General features: G+C 63.5%; 16 protein-coding genes and 2 pseudogenes. All 18 read right to left on the minus strand.

Annotated features, from left to right (window positions below; translation table 11 throughout):
• Positions 1 to 56: 56 nt before the first annotated feature.
• Positions 57 to 965 (minus strand): annotated as a pseudogene (locus Q4T40_13355) (ABC transporter substrate binding protein).
• Positions 966 to 1163: 198 nt separating this feature from the next.
• Positions 1164 to 1778: a nicotinate-nucleotide adenylyltransferase gene (gene nadD / locus Q4T40_13360; GenBank protein ID MDT8902237.1), complete on the minus strand. Its 615-nt coding sequence runs from the start codon at positions 1776 to 1778 to the stop codon at positions 1164 to 1166.
• Between the two features lie 98 nt (positions 1779 to 1876).
• The gene (locus Q4T40_13365) at positions 1877 to 2023 is read right to left on the minus strand and encodes a hypothetical protein (GenBank protein ID MDT8902238.1); all 147 of its coding nucleotides are present in this window, start codon (positions 2021 to 2023) and stop codon (positions 1877 to 1879) included.
• A 52-nt stretch (positions 2024 to 2075) separates the two neighbouring features.
• Complete coding sequence (locus Q4T40_13370) at positions 2076 to 3290, minus strand: ABC transporter permease (protein MDT8902239.1); 1215 nt, start codon at positions 3288 to 3290, stop codon at positions 2076 to 2078.
• Positions 3266 to 3979 (minus strand): ABC transporter ATP-binding protein, encoded by a 714-nt coding sequence (locus Q4T40_13375; protein MDT8902240.1) that lies wholly within the window; start codon positions 3977 to 3979, stop codon positions 3266 to 3268. The genes Q4T40_13370 and Q4T40_13375 overlap by 25 nt, the downstream gene beginning before the upstream one ends.
• Positions 3980 to 3991: 12 nt before the next feature.
• A complete protein-coding gene (locus Q4T40_13380) occupies positions 3992 to 5074 on the minus strand; it encodes an efflux RND transporter periplasmic adaptor subunit (protein MDT8902241.1) in 1083 nt (360 codons plus the stop codon).
• Between the two features lie 332 nt (positions 5075 to 5406).
• On the minus strand, positions 5407 to 6660 hold the full coding sequence (locus tag Q4T40_13385; protein MDT8902242.1) for a glutamate-5-semialdehyde dehydrogenase: 1254 nt from the start codon (positions 6658 to 6660) through the stop codon (positions 5407 to 5409).
• A 14-nt stretch (positions 6661 to 6674) separates the two neighbouring features.
• On the minus strand, positions 6675 to 7799 hold the full coding sequence (gene proB, locus Q4T40_13390) for a glutamate 5-kinase (protein ID MDT8902243.1): 1125 nt from the start codon (positions 7797 to 7799) through the stop codon (positions 6675 to 6677).
• Positions 7800 to 8265: 466 nt separating this feature from the next.
• Positions 8266 to 8547 (minus strand): annotated as a pseudogene (locus tag Q4T40_13395) (YhbY family RNA-binding protein).
• 60 nt (positions 8548 to 8607) lie between these two features.
• Positions 8608 to 9882: a GTPase ObgE gene (gene obgE, locus Q4T40_13400; protein MDT8902244.1), complete on the minus strand. Its 1275-nt coding sequence runs from the start codon at positions 9880 to 9882 to the stop codon at positions 8608 to 8610.
• 61 nt (positions 9883 to 9943) lie between these two features.
• The gene (locus tag Q4T40_13405) at positions 9944 to 10162 is read right to left on the minus strand and encodes a Spo0B domain-containing protein (protein ID MDT8902245.1); all 219 of its coding nucleotides are present in this window, start codon (positions 10160 to 10162) and stop codon (positions 9944 to 9946) included.
• A gap of 115 nt (positions 10163 to 10277) precedes the next feature.
• A complete protein-coding gene (gene rpmA / locus Q4T40_13410) occupies positions 10278 to 10571 on the minus strand; it encodes a 50S ribosomal protein L27 (GenBank protein MDT8902246.1) in 294 nt (97 codons plus the stop codon).
• A gap of 5 nt (positions 10572 to 10576) precedes the next feature.
• Positions 10577 to 10897: a ribosomal-processing cysteine protease Prp gene (locus Q4T40_13415; protein ID MDT8902247.1), complete on the minus strand. Its 321-nt coding sequence runs from the start codon at positions 10895 to 10897 to the stop codon at positions 10577 to 10579.
• Position 10898: 1 nt separating this feature from the next.
• Positions 10899 to 11213 carry a 50S ribosomal protein L21 gene (rplU, locus tag Q4T40_13420; GenBank protein MDT8902248.1) on the minus strand — a complete coding sequence of 105 codons (315 nt, stop codon included), beginning with the start codon at positions 11211 to 11213 and terminating at the stop codon, positions 10899 to 10901.
• Between the two features lie 233 nt (positions 11214 to 11446).
• Positions 11447 to 12880: an Rne/Rng family ribonuclease gene (locus Q4T40_13425; protein ID MDT8902249.1), complete on the minus strand. Its 1434-nt coding sequence runs from the start codon at positions 12878 to 12880 to the stop codon at positions 11447 to 11449.
• A 25-nt stretch (positions 12881 to 12905) separates the two neighbouring features.
• Positions 12906 to 13601: a TIGR03936 family radical SAM-associated protein gene (locus tag Q4T40_13430; protein ID MDT8902250.1), complete on the minus strand. Its 696-nt coding sequence runs from the start codon at positions 13599 to 13601 to the stop codon at positions 12906 to 12908.
• Positions 13598 to 15451, minus strand: a complete 1854-nt coding sequence (locus tag Q4T40_13435) for a TIGR03960 family B12-binding radical SAM protein (protein ID MDT8902251.1) — start codon at positions 15449 to 15451, stop codon at positions 13598 to 13600. The genes Q4T40_13430 and Q4T40_13435 overlap by 4 nt, the downstream gene beginning before the upstream one ends.
• Positions 15452 to 15649: 198 nt before the next feature.
• On the minus strand, positions 15650 to 16522 hold the full coding sequence (locus Q4T40_13440; protein ID MDT8902252.1) for a M50 family metallopeptidase: 873 nt from the start codon (positions 16520 to 16522) through the stop codon (positions 15650 to 15652).

Below are 16522 nucleotides of genomic sequence, written 5' to 3' on the forward strand. Positions count from 1 at the left end.
ACGAACGCGGCGCCTTCCGGCACTTTGTCGGCTGGCAGTTTGTGCTTCGCGAGCTGTCGGTAATCGATAACGGTGCTGCCTCCCGGCGCGGATACGGGCGGTATGGCGGACGCCCGCTCGCCGGCCAGCACCCTCAGCGCGAGCGCGGCGGCGTCCTGTCCTTGGCGGCGGCCGCTGAGCACGCTCCCCCCCACCGCGCCGTAGCCTGTCTCGAAATCGTAGAGAATATAGACCGGCACCCGGCTGTTTTCGGCGAAGAACCTGACGTAGCGTTCAAGTTCCATTACATGTCCGGCGGTGTCGCGCGAATAGGTCGTAACCAGTACGGCGGAATCGTCGGGGAGACTCCTGAGCGTCGCGGCGACCATATCGTGGTTGAGGTAGTTTAAGGGGATGACGGACAGGCCCTCTTTGATGCGCGGGGCGGCCACCTCGACCGGCACCCATGTGGCGGCGCCGCTCTCGGTATTGTCGAAGAGGAGATAAATATATTTGAGTTTGGGGTTAAGGCCGGCCATCAACCTGATGGTACCCTCGTAGTCCGGCTGTTCGAAGACGCCGGTAACGTTGGGTTCGTCGCCCAGGATCTTTCCGGCCGCCGCGTGGTAGACGCCGGAGAAGATCAGCGGGGCGCCGGAAAAAAGCTCCTTCCGGTGCTGGAGGGCGAAGATTACGGCCATGTCGTCGGTGGCCATCACGATATCAATCTTCTTGCGGGCGTACTTTTCCTTCAGAAGCTCGTACATCAGCCGGAGATTCTCCCTGGTGGGATGATTCTTCCAGTCGATATATTCCACGTAAAAAACCGGATCGGCGCCGGAATTGCGCAGCCCGGATATTATGCCGTCCGTCTGCTCGTCCGTCCACGGCAGCCCCTTGTTGTACGAGTTGAGGATAAGTACGGCCGGCGGCGGGGCCTGTTCGGCGGCGGCGGGACTAAAGCCGCCGAGGCATAAAAGGGCCATGCCGATTAGCAGCAGTTTAAGAGCCACGTTAAGACACTCCTTAGCGAGGTTGCCGCCAGGCAATCGACGGCGACATACTTCACTTTACCGCTGCCCCTGGATTTTCCTGCAAAATGCGACATAAATTACATCTTTGCTGAATTATCGGCAAAAAAACGAAAAGACCCGGACCGCGCCGAGTCTTGTTTATCCCAGGGCTTAGCCGATATACAGCCCTTCTTTGAGTATGTAGCTTTCCACGCTCTCCGGGACAATGTATTTGATCGACCGGCCCTTCTTGACCCGGTCGCGGATATCGGTGGAGGATATCTCCAGCTCGGGGGTGGTCAGGCGGTGGATGCGGGCCGCTCCCTTGGGCCCGAAATGGCGAATGACGTCGTCGATAGCGCTTACGCAACCGGGGCGGGTAGTGGCGACGAAATCGCACAGATCGAGGAGTTCGTCGATGTTGTTCCAGGTAGGCAGGTCGCCGACGGCGTCGGCGCCGGTGATGAAGTAGAATTTCGCCCGTTCGGCGTAGCGCTCGTGGAGGATTCTGACGGTATCGATGGTGTAGGAAGGCCCCGGGCGCTCCATCTCGATGGCGGACACGAAGAAGTGGGGGTTGGAATAGGTAGCCATCGCGGTCATGATGTAGCGATGCAGGGCGGGCGTGACCTGCGAATCCTGCTTGTGGGGCGGATTGGCGGCCGGGATGAACAACACCTTGTCGAGGCGGTACTCAATCCTCACCGCGTCCGCGGTAACGAGATGGCCGATATGGATGGGGTCGAAGGTCCCGCCCATTATGCCGATTTTCTGTGTTGTATGCATCGTTTCTCCTCTGCAGACGCATTTTCGCGCATCATAATTATAACAGAGGCTCGTCCCGCTGGAAAGAATAATATAAAACCGCCCCGTCAGGAGCGGTTTTACAGCAGTTTGCCAATCATATCAAAAACAATCCTGACCATCGCCATGACGGCGGCGATGACCACGGCGGCCCTCAAGCAGTCCATGAGGTCATGCCGCGTTTTTTCGGTTTTCAACCAACTCCACAGGGCGTGGATGTAACCCAATGCGATCCGCTCCCGCATCCTTTTCTGTTATTATACCACGTTTTCCGCGCCGTTATTCGTACCGCAGCGCTTCAATGGGGTCGAGCAGGGCGGCTTTGCGGGCCGGGTAGAGGCCGAAGAACAGGCCGATCATAACCGAGAAGACAAAGGCGACGATGATCGAGAGCGGCGAAACGACGGTGTTCCAGCCGGCGACGTAGGAGATGGCGTACGAGCCGGCCATGCCTACGCCGATGCCGATAAGGCCGCCGGTGACGCCGATAACGACCGCCTCGATGAGGAACTGGAGCAGGATGTTCCGGAAAGTGGCGCCAAGGGCTTTGCGGATGCCGATCTCCCTGGTTCTTTCCGTCACCGACACGAGCATGATGTTCATTATGCCGATGCCGCCGACCACCAGGGAGATGGCGGCGACATTACCGAGCAGCAGGGTGATGGTGCCGGTGGTCTCCTGCGCGGTAGCCATGACGGACGCCAGGTTGCGGACGGTGAAGTTGTCGGGCACGCCGGGCGCCAGGCGGTGCCGGGCCCGAAGCAGGGCGCCGATGTCTTCCTGGACCTTGTCGATGACCTCGGGGGATTCGGCCTGAACGCTGATGTTGTTCAGATGGGTGATGCCGAGCAGTCGTTCCTGGGCGGTGGTAAGGGGCACGATGACGGTGTCGTCCTGGTCGTAGCCGCCGGCTGACTGGCCTTTGGACTCGAGGACGCCGACGACCCGGAAGGGGGCCTTGTTGATGCGGATGGTCTGACCAAGCGGCGAAACGTCGCCGAAGAGGTTGTCGGCGACCGTTTTGCCGAGGACGGCCACCCGCGCGCGGGTATCGATATCCTTGCTGGTGAAGAAGGTGCCGCTGCCGACGGCGAAATTGCGTACGTCGAGATATTCCGGGGTTGTTCCGAGGACGTTGGTGGTCCAGTTCTGGTTACCGTACACCAACTGGAAGGAGCGGCTTACGCTGGGCGCGACCGCGGCGACGCCGGCGATCTCGCGGGAGATGGCCCGGGAGTCGTTATTGGTGAGGGTGGTGCTGGAGCCGGCCGCCAGACGCACGCCGGACGGCGTCGTCGCCCCCGGCATGACGATGATGAGGTTGGAGCCGAGGCCGGCGATAGAGGTCTCGACCTTCTGCCGGACGCCCATGCCGATGGATACCATGGCGATGACCGCGCCGACGCCGATGATGATGCCGAGCATGGTGAGGAAGGCGCGGAGCTTGTTGGCTTTTAGGCCGTCGAGGGCTATGAGGACGCTTTCCCAGAACATTGTGCCGCCTCCTCGCCGCGCTCGTCGCGGATTATTATCCCGTCGCGGACATGGACGACCCGTTTGGCGCAGGCGGCAATGTCCGGTTCGTGGGTGATGAGTACGACCGTCCGTCCCTGCTTGTTGAGGTCATGGAAGATCGTCATTATCTCGTTGCCTGATTTGGTGTCGAGGTTGCCGGTGGGCTCGTCGGCCATGATGATGGCCGGGTCGTTGACGAGCGAGCGGGCGATGGCCACCCGCTGGCGCTGGCCGCCGGACAGTTCGTTGGGCCGGTGGTGCTGGCGGTCGGCAAGGCCGACGAGAGCCAGGGCCTTGGCCGCCTTTTCCAGCCGGCTATGCCTGTCGACCCCGGCGTAAACCATCGGCAGGGCGACGTTCTGGAGGGCCGACATGCGGGGCAGCAGGTTGAAGCTCTGGAAGACGAAGCCGATCTTACGGTTGCGGATGATGGCCAGAGCGTCATCGCCGAGGGTGGCCACCTCCTCCCCGTCGAGGAGGTACGAGCCGCTGGTCGGCCGATCCAGACAGCCGAGGATGTTCATCAGGGTCGACTTGCCCGATCCGGACGGGCCCATGATGGCGGTGAACTCGCCGGCGGCCACGTCGAGGCTTACGCCGGCCAGGGCGTGGACGGTGTTGTCGCCCATCTGATAGATCTTTGTTATGTCACGCAGAGCGATGGTCATGTCTCTCCCTCCTCAGCGGATGCCGCGCAGCGGGTTGCCCCCCGGATGGCCGCCCTGGCCCGGGGCCTTGCTGGCCGACAGGAGGATTTTGTCGCCGTCTTTGAGGCCGTCGGCGATTTCCACCCTGTCGTCGCTGGCGAGGCCGAGCTTAACGGTTACGTTCTGCGGCTTGCCGTCCTTCATGACCTGGACATACTGCTGGCCCTTGGTCTGCTTGACCGCAGACAGCGGTACGATCAGCACGTTCTTGCTCTCGCCGACGTGGATGGAAACCCTGGCTGTCATCGTCGGCTTCAGCAGCCCCTGGGGAGAGTCGATGTCGACGGTGACCGGGTAGTAAACAACGTTCGACTGGATGGAAGCCTTGTTGGAAACGTTGGACACCGTGCCGGCGAAGGTCTTGTCCGGGTAGGCGTCGACGGTGAAGCTGACTTTTTGGCCCTTCTTCACCCGGCCGACGTCCGATTCATCCACCTGGACGGAGATCTGCATCTTGGACATGTCGGCAATCGTCATCAGCACCATCGGCGTCGAAATGCCGGGGGAGACCGTCTGGCCGGCCGGGATGGGCTTGCCAATGACGATGCCGTCGATAGGGGCCTTGATGATTGTGTCGTTGAGCTGGGAGGCAGCGTCGTCGTGAGTGGCCTGGGCCACCTGGTACTCCATGCGGGACGCGTCGAGCTGCTGGGTCGATATGGCGCCGATAGCGGCTAGCTGTCGGTTGCGCTCGTAATTGGCGGCGGCGTTGGCCAGCTTCGCCTGCGCCTGGGACACCGTCGTCCGCAGGCGGTCGTCGTCGAGAAGGATGAGTACCTGATCCGCCTTGACGATATCATTCTCATTCACTTTGACCTCGACGATCCGGCCGGTGATTTTCGAGCTTACGTCGACGCTGTTTACCGGCGAAATCGTGCCGGTGGCGGAAACAATCGCCTGGACGTCGCCGCGCTCGACCGCCATGACCGTACCGGTGAACGCCGGCTTCTTGCTTTTGGCGTAGTAATCGCTGCCGAATTTGGCCGCTACCGCCAGGATAATCAGGGCGATGATCCACCATTTGTATTGCCGGATTTTTTGCCATATGGCCTGCATAGCAAGCACCCCCCGAGTGTTTCTATCATCAGTGTACACACGACTGACTGACTAGTCAATCGGTTGCCTGAGCGGCTTTTGGCCCGGAAAAGCCTTCCAGTGCTTATAATACAAGGTATTGCGGGAGTTTGTGAAAAATGTGTGAAAATTGGAAGAGTCCGGGAAAGAGGCACGGCAGGGCGCTTTGGCCGCCCTCTTTAGCATAATAATACATGCACTTTGTGGTAAATTTGTGACAACAGCTGTATTTTAGCGGATATTTCCGCCGAAAACAAAAATCAACCCTCCCGGCTTGCGATCCGCCGGGAGGGTTGCCGGTTTTATCATACCGGTTATCTTATCTGCCCCGTGCCATTCACCAGATACTTGACGCTCGTCAGCTCGCGCAGGCCCATGGGGCCGCGGGCGTGGAGCTTTTGGGTGCTGATGCCGATCTCCGCCCCGAAACCGAACTCGAACCCGTCAGTGAAGCGGGTGGAAGCGTTGACGTATACGGCGGCGGCGTCGACCTCGGCCTGAAAGCGGCGGGCGCTCTCCAGGTTGCTGGTGACGATCGCCTCAGAGTGGCGGGTGCCGTAGGCGGCGATGTGGGCCAGCGCCTCCGCGAGGCTGTTGACGATCCTCACCGACACGATCAGGTCGTGGTACTCGGTGGCCCAATCGGTCTCCCCGGCTTCTTTGACAGCCGGGTGGTAGCACATCGTGCCGGTGCAGCCGCGCACCTCCACCCCCGCTTCGTGGTAGGCGGCCAGCATCGGCGGCAGGAAGTCCTCGGCCACCGCCCGGTGGACGAGGAGGGTCTCCATGGCGTTGCAGACGCCGGGGCGGGATACCTTGGCGTTGAAGGCGATATCTTTGGCCATCGTCAGGTCGGCGCTGGCGTCGACGAAAACGTGGCAAACGCCGATGCCGGTCTCGATGACCGGCACGGTGCTGTTTTCCACCACCGTCTGAATGAGGCCGGCCCCGCCGCGGGGGATGATGACGTCGATATAGTCGTTGAGCCTGAGCATGGCGTTGACCGCCGCCCGGTCGGTGGTGGCGATGAGCTGGATGGACCCGGCCGGCGCCCCCGCTTCCTCGGCCGCCTTAGCCAGAATGCCGGCGACCGCGAGGTTGGAGTTGATGGCCTCCGAGCCGCCGCGCAGAATGACGGCGTTGCCGGACTTCAGGCACAGGCCGGCGGCGTCGGCGGTGACGTTGGGGCGGGCCTCGTAGATGATGCCGATTACCCCGAGGGGTACCCGTACCTTGGCGATGGCAAGGCCGTTGGGCCGCTGCCAGCCTTCGACGGTCTCGCCGACCGGGTCGGGCAGGGCGGCGAGCTGCCGCAGGCCGGCGGCCATGTCGGCGATTCTAGCCTTGGTCAGGGCGAGCCGGTCGAGGAGAGCGGTCGACATGCCCTTGGCTTCCCCGGCGACCATATCCTCGGCGTTGGCGGCGAGGATATGGTCGGCGCCCGCTTCAAGGCCGTCGGCCATGGCATGAAGCGCCTTGTTCTTCACCGTTGCCGGCGTCACAGCCAGTCTGGCGGCCGCCTTTTTGGCGATGGCGCCCTTCTCTTTCAGTTCGGCCAGATAATCCATATAAAATTCCCTCCTCAAACAAGCAAAACCATGTTATCGCGGTGGATGACCTCGTCGTAGGGCTTGCCGCCAAGAAGATCGGCGATCTCGTTGGTATGGGCGCCCATTATCCGGCGGGTGTCGGCCGCGTTGTAGTTGGCGATGCCGCGGGCGATCTCGCGTCCCTCGGCGGTCAGGATGCGGATGGTGTTGCCGTGCTCGAAACCGCCGTCCACCGCCGTTATACCGGCGGCCAGCAGGCTCGCGCCCCGCAGGATGGCCTGCTCGCAGCCATCGTCGACCGTCACCGCGCCGCGGATGCGCGCCCCGAACGCCAGCCAGCGCTTGCGGACCTGCAGGCGGTTGACCTTCGGCAGAAAGATCGTGCCGATTTCCGCACCGCTCAAAATATCCCGCACCACCCCGCCGCGCGCTCCGGAGGCGATAAGCATGACGACGCCGGAATTGACGGCGATTTTGGCGGCCTGAAGCTTGGTGCGCATGCCGCCGGTGCCCTTATCGGTACCGGGGCCGCCGGCCAGAGCTTCGACCGCCGGCGTAATGTCGGCGACCTCGGGAATAAGCGTCGCCGACGGGTCGGTCTGGGGATTGGCGGTGTAAAGGCCCTCGATGTCGGACAGGATGATGAGCAGGTCGGCCTCGACGATGCTGGCCACCATGGCCGAGAGGGTATCGTTGTCGCCGATCTTCAGCTCGTCGACGGCAACAACGTCGTTCTCGTTGATGACCGGCACAACCCCCATCGCCAACAGCGTCATGAGGGTGTTGCGGGAATTGGCGTAGCGGCTGCGGTTAACCGAGTCCTCCCTTGTCAGCAGAACCTGGGCCACCACCTGGCCGTACTCGGCGAACAGTTTTTCGTAGGTATGCATGAGGATGCCCTGGCCCACGGCCGCGGCAGCCTGTTTCTCGGGAATTGTCTTAGGTTTTTCTTTTAGCCCTAGCCGGTCCATGCCCGCCGCCACCGCGCCGGACGTTACCAGCAGTATTTGTTTGCCCTGGTTTGCCAGATCGGACAGTTCCCGCACCAGCTTTTCGATTCCCTGCAGATTTAGCTTGCCGGTGCTGTGGGTCAACGTACTTGAGCCCACCTTGACGACGATCCGTTTGGCCTCTCCCAGGCTCCGCCTGGTAAGCATAATTCTCTCTCCCGTCCTTTTTCAGCCCCGGTACCGGTTTGCCCGCGCCACGCGGCTTCGGCCCGAAGGCTTTTTCGGCGGCCGGTTTGCCTGCGCCACGCGGCTTTGGTCCGAAGGCTTTCTCGGCGGCCGGTTTCGCCGCGCCACGCGGCTTTGGTCCGAAGGCTTTCTCGGCGGCCGGTTTCGCCGCGCCACGCGGCTTTGATCCGAAGGCTTTCTCGGCGGCCGGTTTGCCCGCGCCACGAGGCTTCGGCCCGAAGGCTCTCTCCGTCGCCGGTTTCGCCGTCCCGCGCGGCTTCGGCCCGAAGGCTTTATCGGCGCTTGGCGTGGCCGCACCCCGCGGTTTCGGCGCAAGAGTTCTTCCCGCGGCCGGGTTGACGGCACCGCGCGGCTTAGGCTTAGCCGGCCGGTCAGCCGGCGGTGGGACGGGCTTGGCGGCCGGCGCGATCGGGCCGGCCACGGGAAATTCGATCTTCGGCTTGTCGGCGTTGCGCTTGAACAGCAGGCCGTTGCGGCCGATCACCTGGACGAGCTCGGCTCCGACTCCTTCGGCGAGCTGGGCGATGGCGTCCGCCGGCTCCTCGGGGCTGTTCTTGAGCACCCGTACCTTGATAAGCTCCCGCCCGGCGATTACGCCAGCCGCGCCGGATACCACCGACGGAGCGACGCCGGCCTTGCCGATCTGCACCACCGGCTCCAGCTTGCCGCCGAGCGCCTTGAGGTAGCGTTTTTCCTTGTTGGTCAGCATGCGCTTACTCCGCCTTCCTGCCAGGCTGGTCCGGCTTTCCGGACAGCCCGGGGGTTTTCCCTATGATTCCTTGAACTCGAACTCCGCTCCCCGGATGCGGACGGTGTCGCCTTCTTTGATGCCCCGTTCCTTGAGGTCGGCTTCGATGCCGAGCCGCCGCCAGGCCAGCTGGAAGCGGCGGAGAGCTTCGTCGTTGGCGAAGTTGGTCATGGCGACGAGCTTCTCGATCTCCTTGCCTTCGACGACATACGCGCCGTCGTCGTCGCGCCTGATGGTAAAGGGCGCCTCCGGTTTGGCCGTATAGACGACGGTGTCGACCGGCGGGGCCGGCTCGTCCTTGTATTCGGCCAGCAGCGCCACGGCCCGGTCCAAGAGCGCCGGCAGGCCGTCGCCGGTGGCGGCGGACACGGGGAATATCTCCCGTCCCTCCGCGGCGATGTGCTCGGCCACCCGCGGGTAATTCTCCCGCGCATCCGGCAGGTCCATCTTATTGGCGGCCACGATCTGCGGCCGCGACGCCAGGCGTTCGCTGTAAAGTTTAAGCTCGTCATTGATCTTATGGTAGTCGTCGATCGGGTCGCGGCCCTCCTGGCCGGACACGTCGAGGACGTGGATAATGATCCTCGTCCTCTCGATATGGCGGAGAAAATCGTGACCGAGGCCTTTACCTTCATGGGCGCCCTCGATCAGGCCGGGGATGTCGGCCAGCACAAAACTCTGGCCCTCCCGCACGCTGACCACGCCGAGCACCGGCGTAAGGGTGGTGAAATGATAGGCGGCGATCTCGGGTTTGGCGGCGGAAACCCTGGCCAGAAGGCTGGATTTGCCGACGCTGGGATAGCCCACCAGGCCGACGTCGGCCAGCACCTTGAGCTCGAGGAGCAGGCCGCGTTCCTCTCCCGGTTCGCCGCGCTCGGCGAAGGTGGGGGCGCGGTGGACGCTGGACACGAAGCGGGCGTTGCCCCGCCCGCCGCGGCCTCCCTTGGCCGCCACCAGTTCCTGCCCCTCGGCGGTCAGGTCGCCGAGGACCTCGCCGGTGGCTTCGTCGCGCACCACCGTGCCCGGCGGTACCTTGACGTAGAGATTGTCGGCCTGACGGCCGTACATGTTGCTGGTCTGGCCCTTGTCACCCGAATCGGCCTTGAATTTGCGCTTGTAGCGAAAATCAATGAGGGTGTTGAGGCTGGCGTCGACAACCAGCACGATGTCGCCGCCGCGGCCGCCGTCGCCGCCGCTGGGTCCGCCCTTGGGAACGAACTTCTCGCGGCGGAAGCTGGACATGCCGTCGCCGCCGTCGCCGGCCTTGACGTGGATTTTTGCCCGGTCTATGAACATCGAATCACCTTTGTTTCTAAAAACGTCGCATTGTATGTAATATATGCCAGCAGGCGATAATTTATGAGCCGGCGGTGCGCCGGCAGGACGGCTGCCTGACATGCTGGCGGAGCGGCCCGGCCAAAAACTCGGGGTCCTTAGCCAGGTCGTCGAGGTAAGCAAGCGCCTTTTCGGTCCGGCCAAGCTGCAGCAGGGCGTGAACGACCTGGATGTGGTTGATGAAATCGTGGCGTTGCGCTCTGAGCGCTCGTACCAGTTCCTCGCAGACCTCTTCGGCCATCGGCCGCACCTCCCGGCGAAACAGTATGTTACCCTTCGCGCCGCAGCCGTAAAAATCCTGCAAAGTAAAAGCCCGCGGGATTACCGCGGGCATTCCAAGCACACAATCGAGAGGCCTACATTACGGCTTCTTCTACAGGGTACACGCTGATCTGGCGATTCTCGCGGCCCTTGCGCTCGAAGGCCACCTTGCCGGCTACCTTCGCGAACAGGGTGTCGTCCTTGCCGATGCCGACGTTCTTGCCGGGATGGAAGTGGGTGCCACGCTGGCGGACGAGGATGCTGCCGGCGGTTACCACCTGGCCGTCGTGGCGTTTCACGCCAAGGCGCTTGGACTCGCTGTCGCGGCCGTTGCGCGAGCTGCCGACGCCTTTTTTATGGGCGAACAGCTGAAGATCGAATTTGAACATTGCCTTCACCTCCTGTGTTCGGTTATGCGAACACTCTGCGGACTTTGTTTCGCAATCTCGGCCAGGCCGAGGAGCATTGTTTCCAGGATGGCGCTTGTCGACGCGTCGGCAGCGCCCTTGAGGTTAAGTATCAGCTTGCCGGACCCGATGTCAAGGTCGATATCCCGCCCCAGGTGCCGTTCCAGCCCCAGCACCGCTGTCTGGGTCAGCACCGCCACGCCTGCGCAGACGATATCGCGGCCGTGCGGCGCGGTGTCGGCGTGCCCGTTGGCCGAAAACCCGGTAATGGCTCCGGCGGCGTTACGGTAGATGTCGATCCTGACCATGTCAGGCTTTGATTTTTTCGATGACAACCTTGGTGAACGGTTGGCGATGACCCTGGCGGCGACGGTAGTTGGACTTCGCCTTGTACTTGAAGACGAGAATCTTCTTGCCTTTGCCGTGTTCGACCACCTTGCCGGTGACCTTGGCGCCGGACACTACCGGCGTGCCTACGACCAACTCGCCTTTCTTGACGACGGCCAGGACGCGGTCGAAGGTCACGGTGTCGCCTTCGCCCATTTCCAGCTTTTCGACAAGTACCTCGTCGCCTTCGCTGACGCGATACTGCTTGCCGCCGGTCTCAATGATTGCGTATACCACATTTACACCTCCCAGCATTAAATGGACTCGCCATCAAAGGCACTCTACGGCTTTTGATAACCCGTCAGCTGCGTTGTGCGCCTTGCATCTGACGGCTTCTGAACGGCCTAAGAGATTTCTAGAGCCTTTTCCGAGCGGTTTCGGGAACCATGGACGGCCTAAGCCGCCTACGGAATAAAATTTTATCACAGTACGGGGGTAATGTCAATTATGCCCTTCCGTTTACGGCGGGATTAGTCTTTATTGATGAACGAATACGCCTCCATGCCCATGTCGGCCACCGCTTCGACGGTGATTCGGCGCGCCGTCTCCTGGGAAAGGCGCTCGACCTCCCCCGGCCGCTGCAGCAGCTCGGCCACGCGGGGATGCACCTGGATGACGACGCGGCCGTGGGCGGCCGACTGGCCCTTGCCGAGCTGACGGAGCTGGCGCCTTACGGCGGCGGCCACCGTTTCCGGCGAGCGGACGAAGCCGCGACCCTCGCAGCACGGGCACTGGCTGTTGAGGACGGTGGTGATGTCCTGGCGGACCTTTTTGCGGGTCATCTCCACCAGGCCAAGGCCGGTCAGGCCGACGACGTTGGTGCGGGTGCGGTCCTTGCGAAGGTGTTCGTTCAGGGCGGCCAGCACATCCTGCTTGTGCTGCTCGCGGTCCATGTCGATGAAATCGGCGACGATGATGCCGCCGATGTCGCGAAGGCGGATCTGGCGGGCGATTTCGGCGGCCGCCTCCATGTTCACCGCGAAAACGGTATCAGCCAGCCTGGTTTTGCCGACGAATTTGCCGGTGTTGACGTCGATGACGGTCAGGGCTTCGGTGCGGTCGATGACGATGTAGCCGCCGCATTTCAGGTCGACCCGCCGCATGCTGAGCTTCTCAATCTCCCCTTCCAGGCGGTGGCGGGCGAAGATGTCCTCATCGCCGTCGTAAAGCTCCAGGCGGGGCAGCAGCTCGGGCGAGACGGCCCGCAGCAGCTCGACCACGCGGGCGTGGGCCTCGCGGTTGTCGAGGATGAATTTCTCGACATCGCCGCTGAGGTAGTCGCGGACGATGCGGATGAGGAGGTCGACGTCGCGGTAGAGCAGTGTCGGCGCTTTGACCATCTTGCCGCGGGCCGTAAGCGACTTCCACAGGTTCACGAGATAATCGCAGTCCTTGCGCAAATCGTCCTCGGTGCGGCCTTCGGCGACGGTGCGCACCACCAGTCCCATGCCCTTCGGGCGGACTTTGGCGGCCAGCTCCTTGAGGCGTTTGCGCTCGTCGGCCGTGCCGATGCGCCGCGACACGCCGATGAAGTCCACGGTGGGCATGAGCACCACGTAGCGGCCCGGCAGGGTGAGATGGGTGGTGAGGCGCGGTCCCTTGGTGCCGATGGCCTCCTTGGCCACCTGGACGACGATTTCCCGGCCGGTGGTGTAGGCCTCGCCCTTGCGGCGGGTCTTGCCGCCCAGGTCCCCCACGTACAAGAAAGCGTTGCGTTCGCGGCCGATGTCGACGAATACCGCCTGCATGCCGGGCAGGACGTTCTGGATTTTCCCCTTGTAAATGCTGCCGACGATGTGGCCGCTATGAGTCCTCTCGATTGCGACCTCGGCCAGTTCGCCGTTCTCGATGAGCGCCATTCTGGTCTCCTCGGGCACGACGTTGACGATGATTGTCTTGGCCATTTTCCCTTTCTCCCTTGGCGTCCCGCTAAATATCGAGGGGTGAGATCCGGCTGGTCCCGTCGGCGACGAAAAGGCCGGTGCGGGTGACGAGCGCGGCGTCCGGGTCAGCGGGCAATGCAAAATTATCCACAAGCACCTTTAACACTTCCGCCGGCTTGATGCTGCCGGTCGGCGTTATCCTGACCGCTAAGGCGAGCTCCATCCCGTCCGCCGTGGCGGTTGCCGACACCTCGCTTACGTAGGTTTTGACGTCGATCTCCCGTTTGCCCTTGGGATTCTCCTTGATGTAAGGCACGGCGGCCGCGGCGTTGAAGCGGCTGACCGCCTCCCGGGCGGGGCCGGCGGCCGCGGCGGGCAGTGGCAGGCTGATGCGGTAGGCGGCGAGGTTGACCACCGCCATCAGGGCGGCATGCCGGGCGCTCACCGGCCTGAGCCGCCGCACGGCGATGCCGGGGGGCAGATGGCGCGCGAGGGCCTCGCCCATCGCGGCCGGGTCCAGCTCATGCGTCAGTTCGATATCCATGTATTCGGCTTCGCTGGCCACGCCGACCGACAGGGCCGAGGCGAAGGCGATCTTCATGTGGGGGTTGAAGCCTTCGGAGTAGGCGGCCGGCAACTTGCTCCGTCTGACGGCCCGCTCGATCGACCGCATGTAGTCGAGGTGGGAGACGTAGCGGACTTCCTCGCCTTTGGTGATTTCAAGCCGGTATTTTGCGCTCATGACGACGTCCCCCAGTCGATGATGTCGACGCCCAGCCCCTGGCAGACGCCGCAGACGCGGCAGTCGCCCCGCCGGCAGTCGGGGGTCGGGTCGGCGGCGAGCGCCTGGCGGTACTCCCGCTCGAGGAAGGACTTGTCCACCCCGGCGCTGAGGTGGTCCCAGGGCAAGACCTCGTCGGCGGTCCGCTCCCGCCCGGCGTAAAAGTGCGGGTCGACGCCCGTCTCGTTGAAGGCGTCCTGCCAGACGGTGAACTTGAAATACTCCGACCAGCCGTCGAACTTCGCCCCCCGCCGCCAGGCGGCGAGCAGCACCTCGCCCAGGCGGCGGTCGCCGCGGGCGAAGACGGCTTCGAGGAAACTCACGTGGGCGTCGTGCCAACTGAAGGAGATGCTACGGTCCTTAAAGAGCGATTTCAGCAGCTGCTGCTTGCGCTCCAGCTCGGCGACGGCGTCCTGGCCGTACCACTGGAACGGAGTGTGCGGTTTGGGCACGAAAGAGGAGACGCTCACCGACACCCTGGCGCCCCGCTTGCCCTTCACCTCGCGGTAAATGTCGAGGACGCGGTAGGCAAGGGCGGCGATGCCTCTGATATCGTCGTCGGTCTCGGTGGGCAGGCCGATCATAAAATAGAGCTTGACCCCGGACCAGCCGGCCCGGAAGGCCGCGCCGACCGCCTCTTCGAGGTCTTTTTCCGTGACGCCCTTGTTGATGACGTCGCGCAGGCGCTGGGTGCCGGCCTCGGGAGCGAAGGTCAGGCCGCTCTTGCGGACCTTCTGCACCTCCTGGGCGAGCTCGATCGAGAAGCTGTCGATCCTCAGCGAAGGCAGCGACACGCTCACGCCCTGGTCTTTGAAGCGGTCGATGAGGAGGCCGACGGTGTCCTTGAGGCAGGAGTAGTCGGCCGAGCTGAGCGAGGTTAGGGATATCTCGCTGTAGCCGGTGCTGTCGACAAGCTCCTGGGCGAGCCGGAGAAGCGTCTCGGGCTTGCGCTCGCGCACCGGGCGGTAAAGAACGCCGGCCTGGCAGAAACGGCAGCCGCGGGTGCAGCCGCGGAACAGTTCGAGCATGATGCGGTCGTGGACGATCTCGAGGTAGGGCAGCACCGGTTTGGTCGGGTAGGGGGCATGCTCAAGGTCGGCGACGATGCGCTTGGTGACGACCGGGGCGGCGGCGGGATGATTGGCGGTTACGGCGGCCAGGGTGCCGTCGGCGTTGTAGGCCGCGTCGTAGAACGCCGGCACGTATACGCCGGGAATGGCGGCCGCCCGGGCGAGAAAACCGCGCCGGCCGCCGGGCTTGCCGGCCCTTTTCCAGTCCGCCACGGCTGCGGCCACGTCGTCGACCGCTTCCTCGGACTCGCCGAGCACGAAAAAGTCGATGAAATCGGCCAGCGGTTCGGCGTTGAAGGCGCACGGCCCCCCGGCGATGACAAGCGGGTGCTGCTCGCCGCGGTCCGCGCTCTTCAACGGGATGCCGGCAAGGTCGAGCATGTTGAGGATGTTGGTGTAGCTGAGCTCATACTGGAGGGTGAAGCCGACGACGTCGAACTCGGCCACCGGCCGGAAGCTCTCCATGGTGTGGAGGGGGATGCCGGCAGCCCGCATCTCGGCCTCCATGTCGGGCCAAGGGGCATATACCCGTTCCGCCGCGGCGTCGGAGCGACGGTTGATAATATGGTAGAGAATCTTCAGGCCCAGGTGGGACATACCCACCTCGTAGACGTCGGGGAAGGCCAGGGCAAAGGCGGCGTCGACCCGGGACGAATCCTTGACGACGCAGTTCTGCTCGTGGCCGGTGTAGCGGGCCGGCTTGGCGACCCGGCTCAAGACGGCGGGGGGAATTTTTATCATCGTATCCTCCGAGGAGCAGGCTGTCCTCAAAATAGGCACCTGCCTGTATCGTTATCCGGTTACAGCTATTATTCCCATATCGGGCCTTTCCCATAGGGCGGCAGAGTATAAGGCGGTCCGGCGCTCATGAAGGCTGGAAGGCCCAGGAAAAGACGTCTTTTGTTGTTCTCCCGCCAGGCGGGAAAATCCTGCCTCGCCTCACAAAAAATCCCCGATGCGGGACGAGAAGCCGCGCTCGGGCCACCCCTCCCAGACCTCGGTCTCGGTGAGGGCGCCCCGGAGGCGGCAATCGCCGTCGACCACCAGGACGACGTAGTATTGCTCGGGGCCGAACAGACGCACGACCTCGCTGACCCTGACGGAGGCCAGGGCGGTGACATGGACGGTCGGCATGACGCCGCGGGCGGTGAGTTCGGCCTTTTTATTCGCCAGTATGCGCATGGAACGGAAGCCGGCAGTCGCCGTTTCGGCCCGGGCGGCGTAGAACAGCCACGCAGCGGCTACGAGAAAGGTCAGGTTGACGGTGGACGACCGCCACAGCCCCACGCCGGCGGCCGCCACCAGGCCCACGGCCAGCAGCTTGCCGAAGCCGGCCACCGTCGCCGTCGCTTCGCTCCAGTCCCAGCGCAGCGCGAGCAGGGCCCTCAGAATGCGGCCGCCGTCGAGGGGCAGGGCCGGCAGGAGATTGAAGCCGGCCAGCGTGATGTTTACCTGATAATAAAAGTCCAGCCACAGGGCATGGGCAGGGTAGGCGGCGCGCGCCAAATAGACGGCGGCCGCCAGGACCAGGCTGGCTAGTGGTCCGGCAGCCGCCATTATGATTTCGCTCGCCGCCCCCGCCGTGTCCGCCCGGTCGATGCGGGCGACGCCCCCGAAGGGCAGGAGCTCGATCTCCCGCACCCGGTAGCCGAGAACGGTGGCGGCAGCGGCGTGCGCCGCTTCGTGCCACAGCACCGCGGCGAATACGGCCAGGGCTTTTCCGGCCAGTCCGGCGAAGGCGAACAGGACGACGAGGGCCAGAAACCAGTTGTTGAATATCAGCTGAACGCCTGCAACCTTACCGGCCCGCAA

The organism is Selenomonadales bacterium 4137-cl (assembly GCA_032334055.1).
Taxonomy (GTDB): Bacteria; Bacillota; Negativicutes; order Sporomusales; family UBA7701; genus Anaeroselena; species Anaeroselena agilis.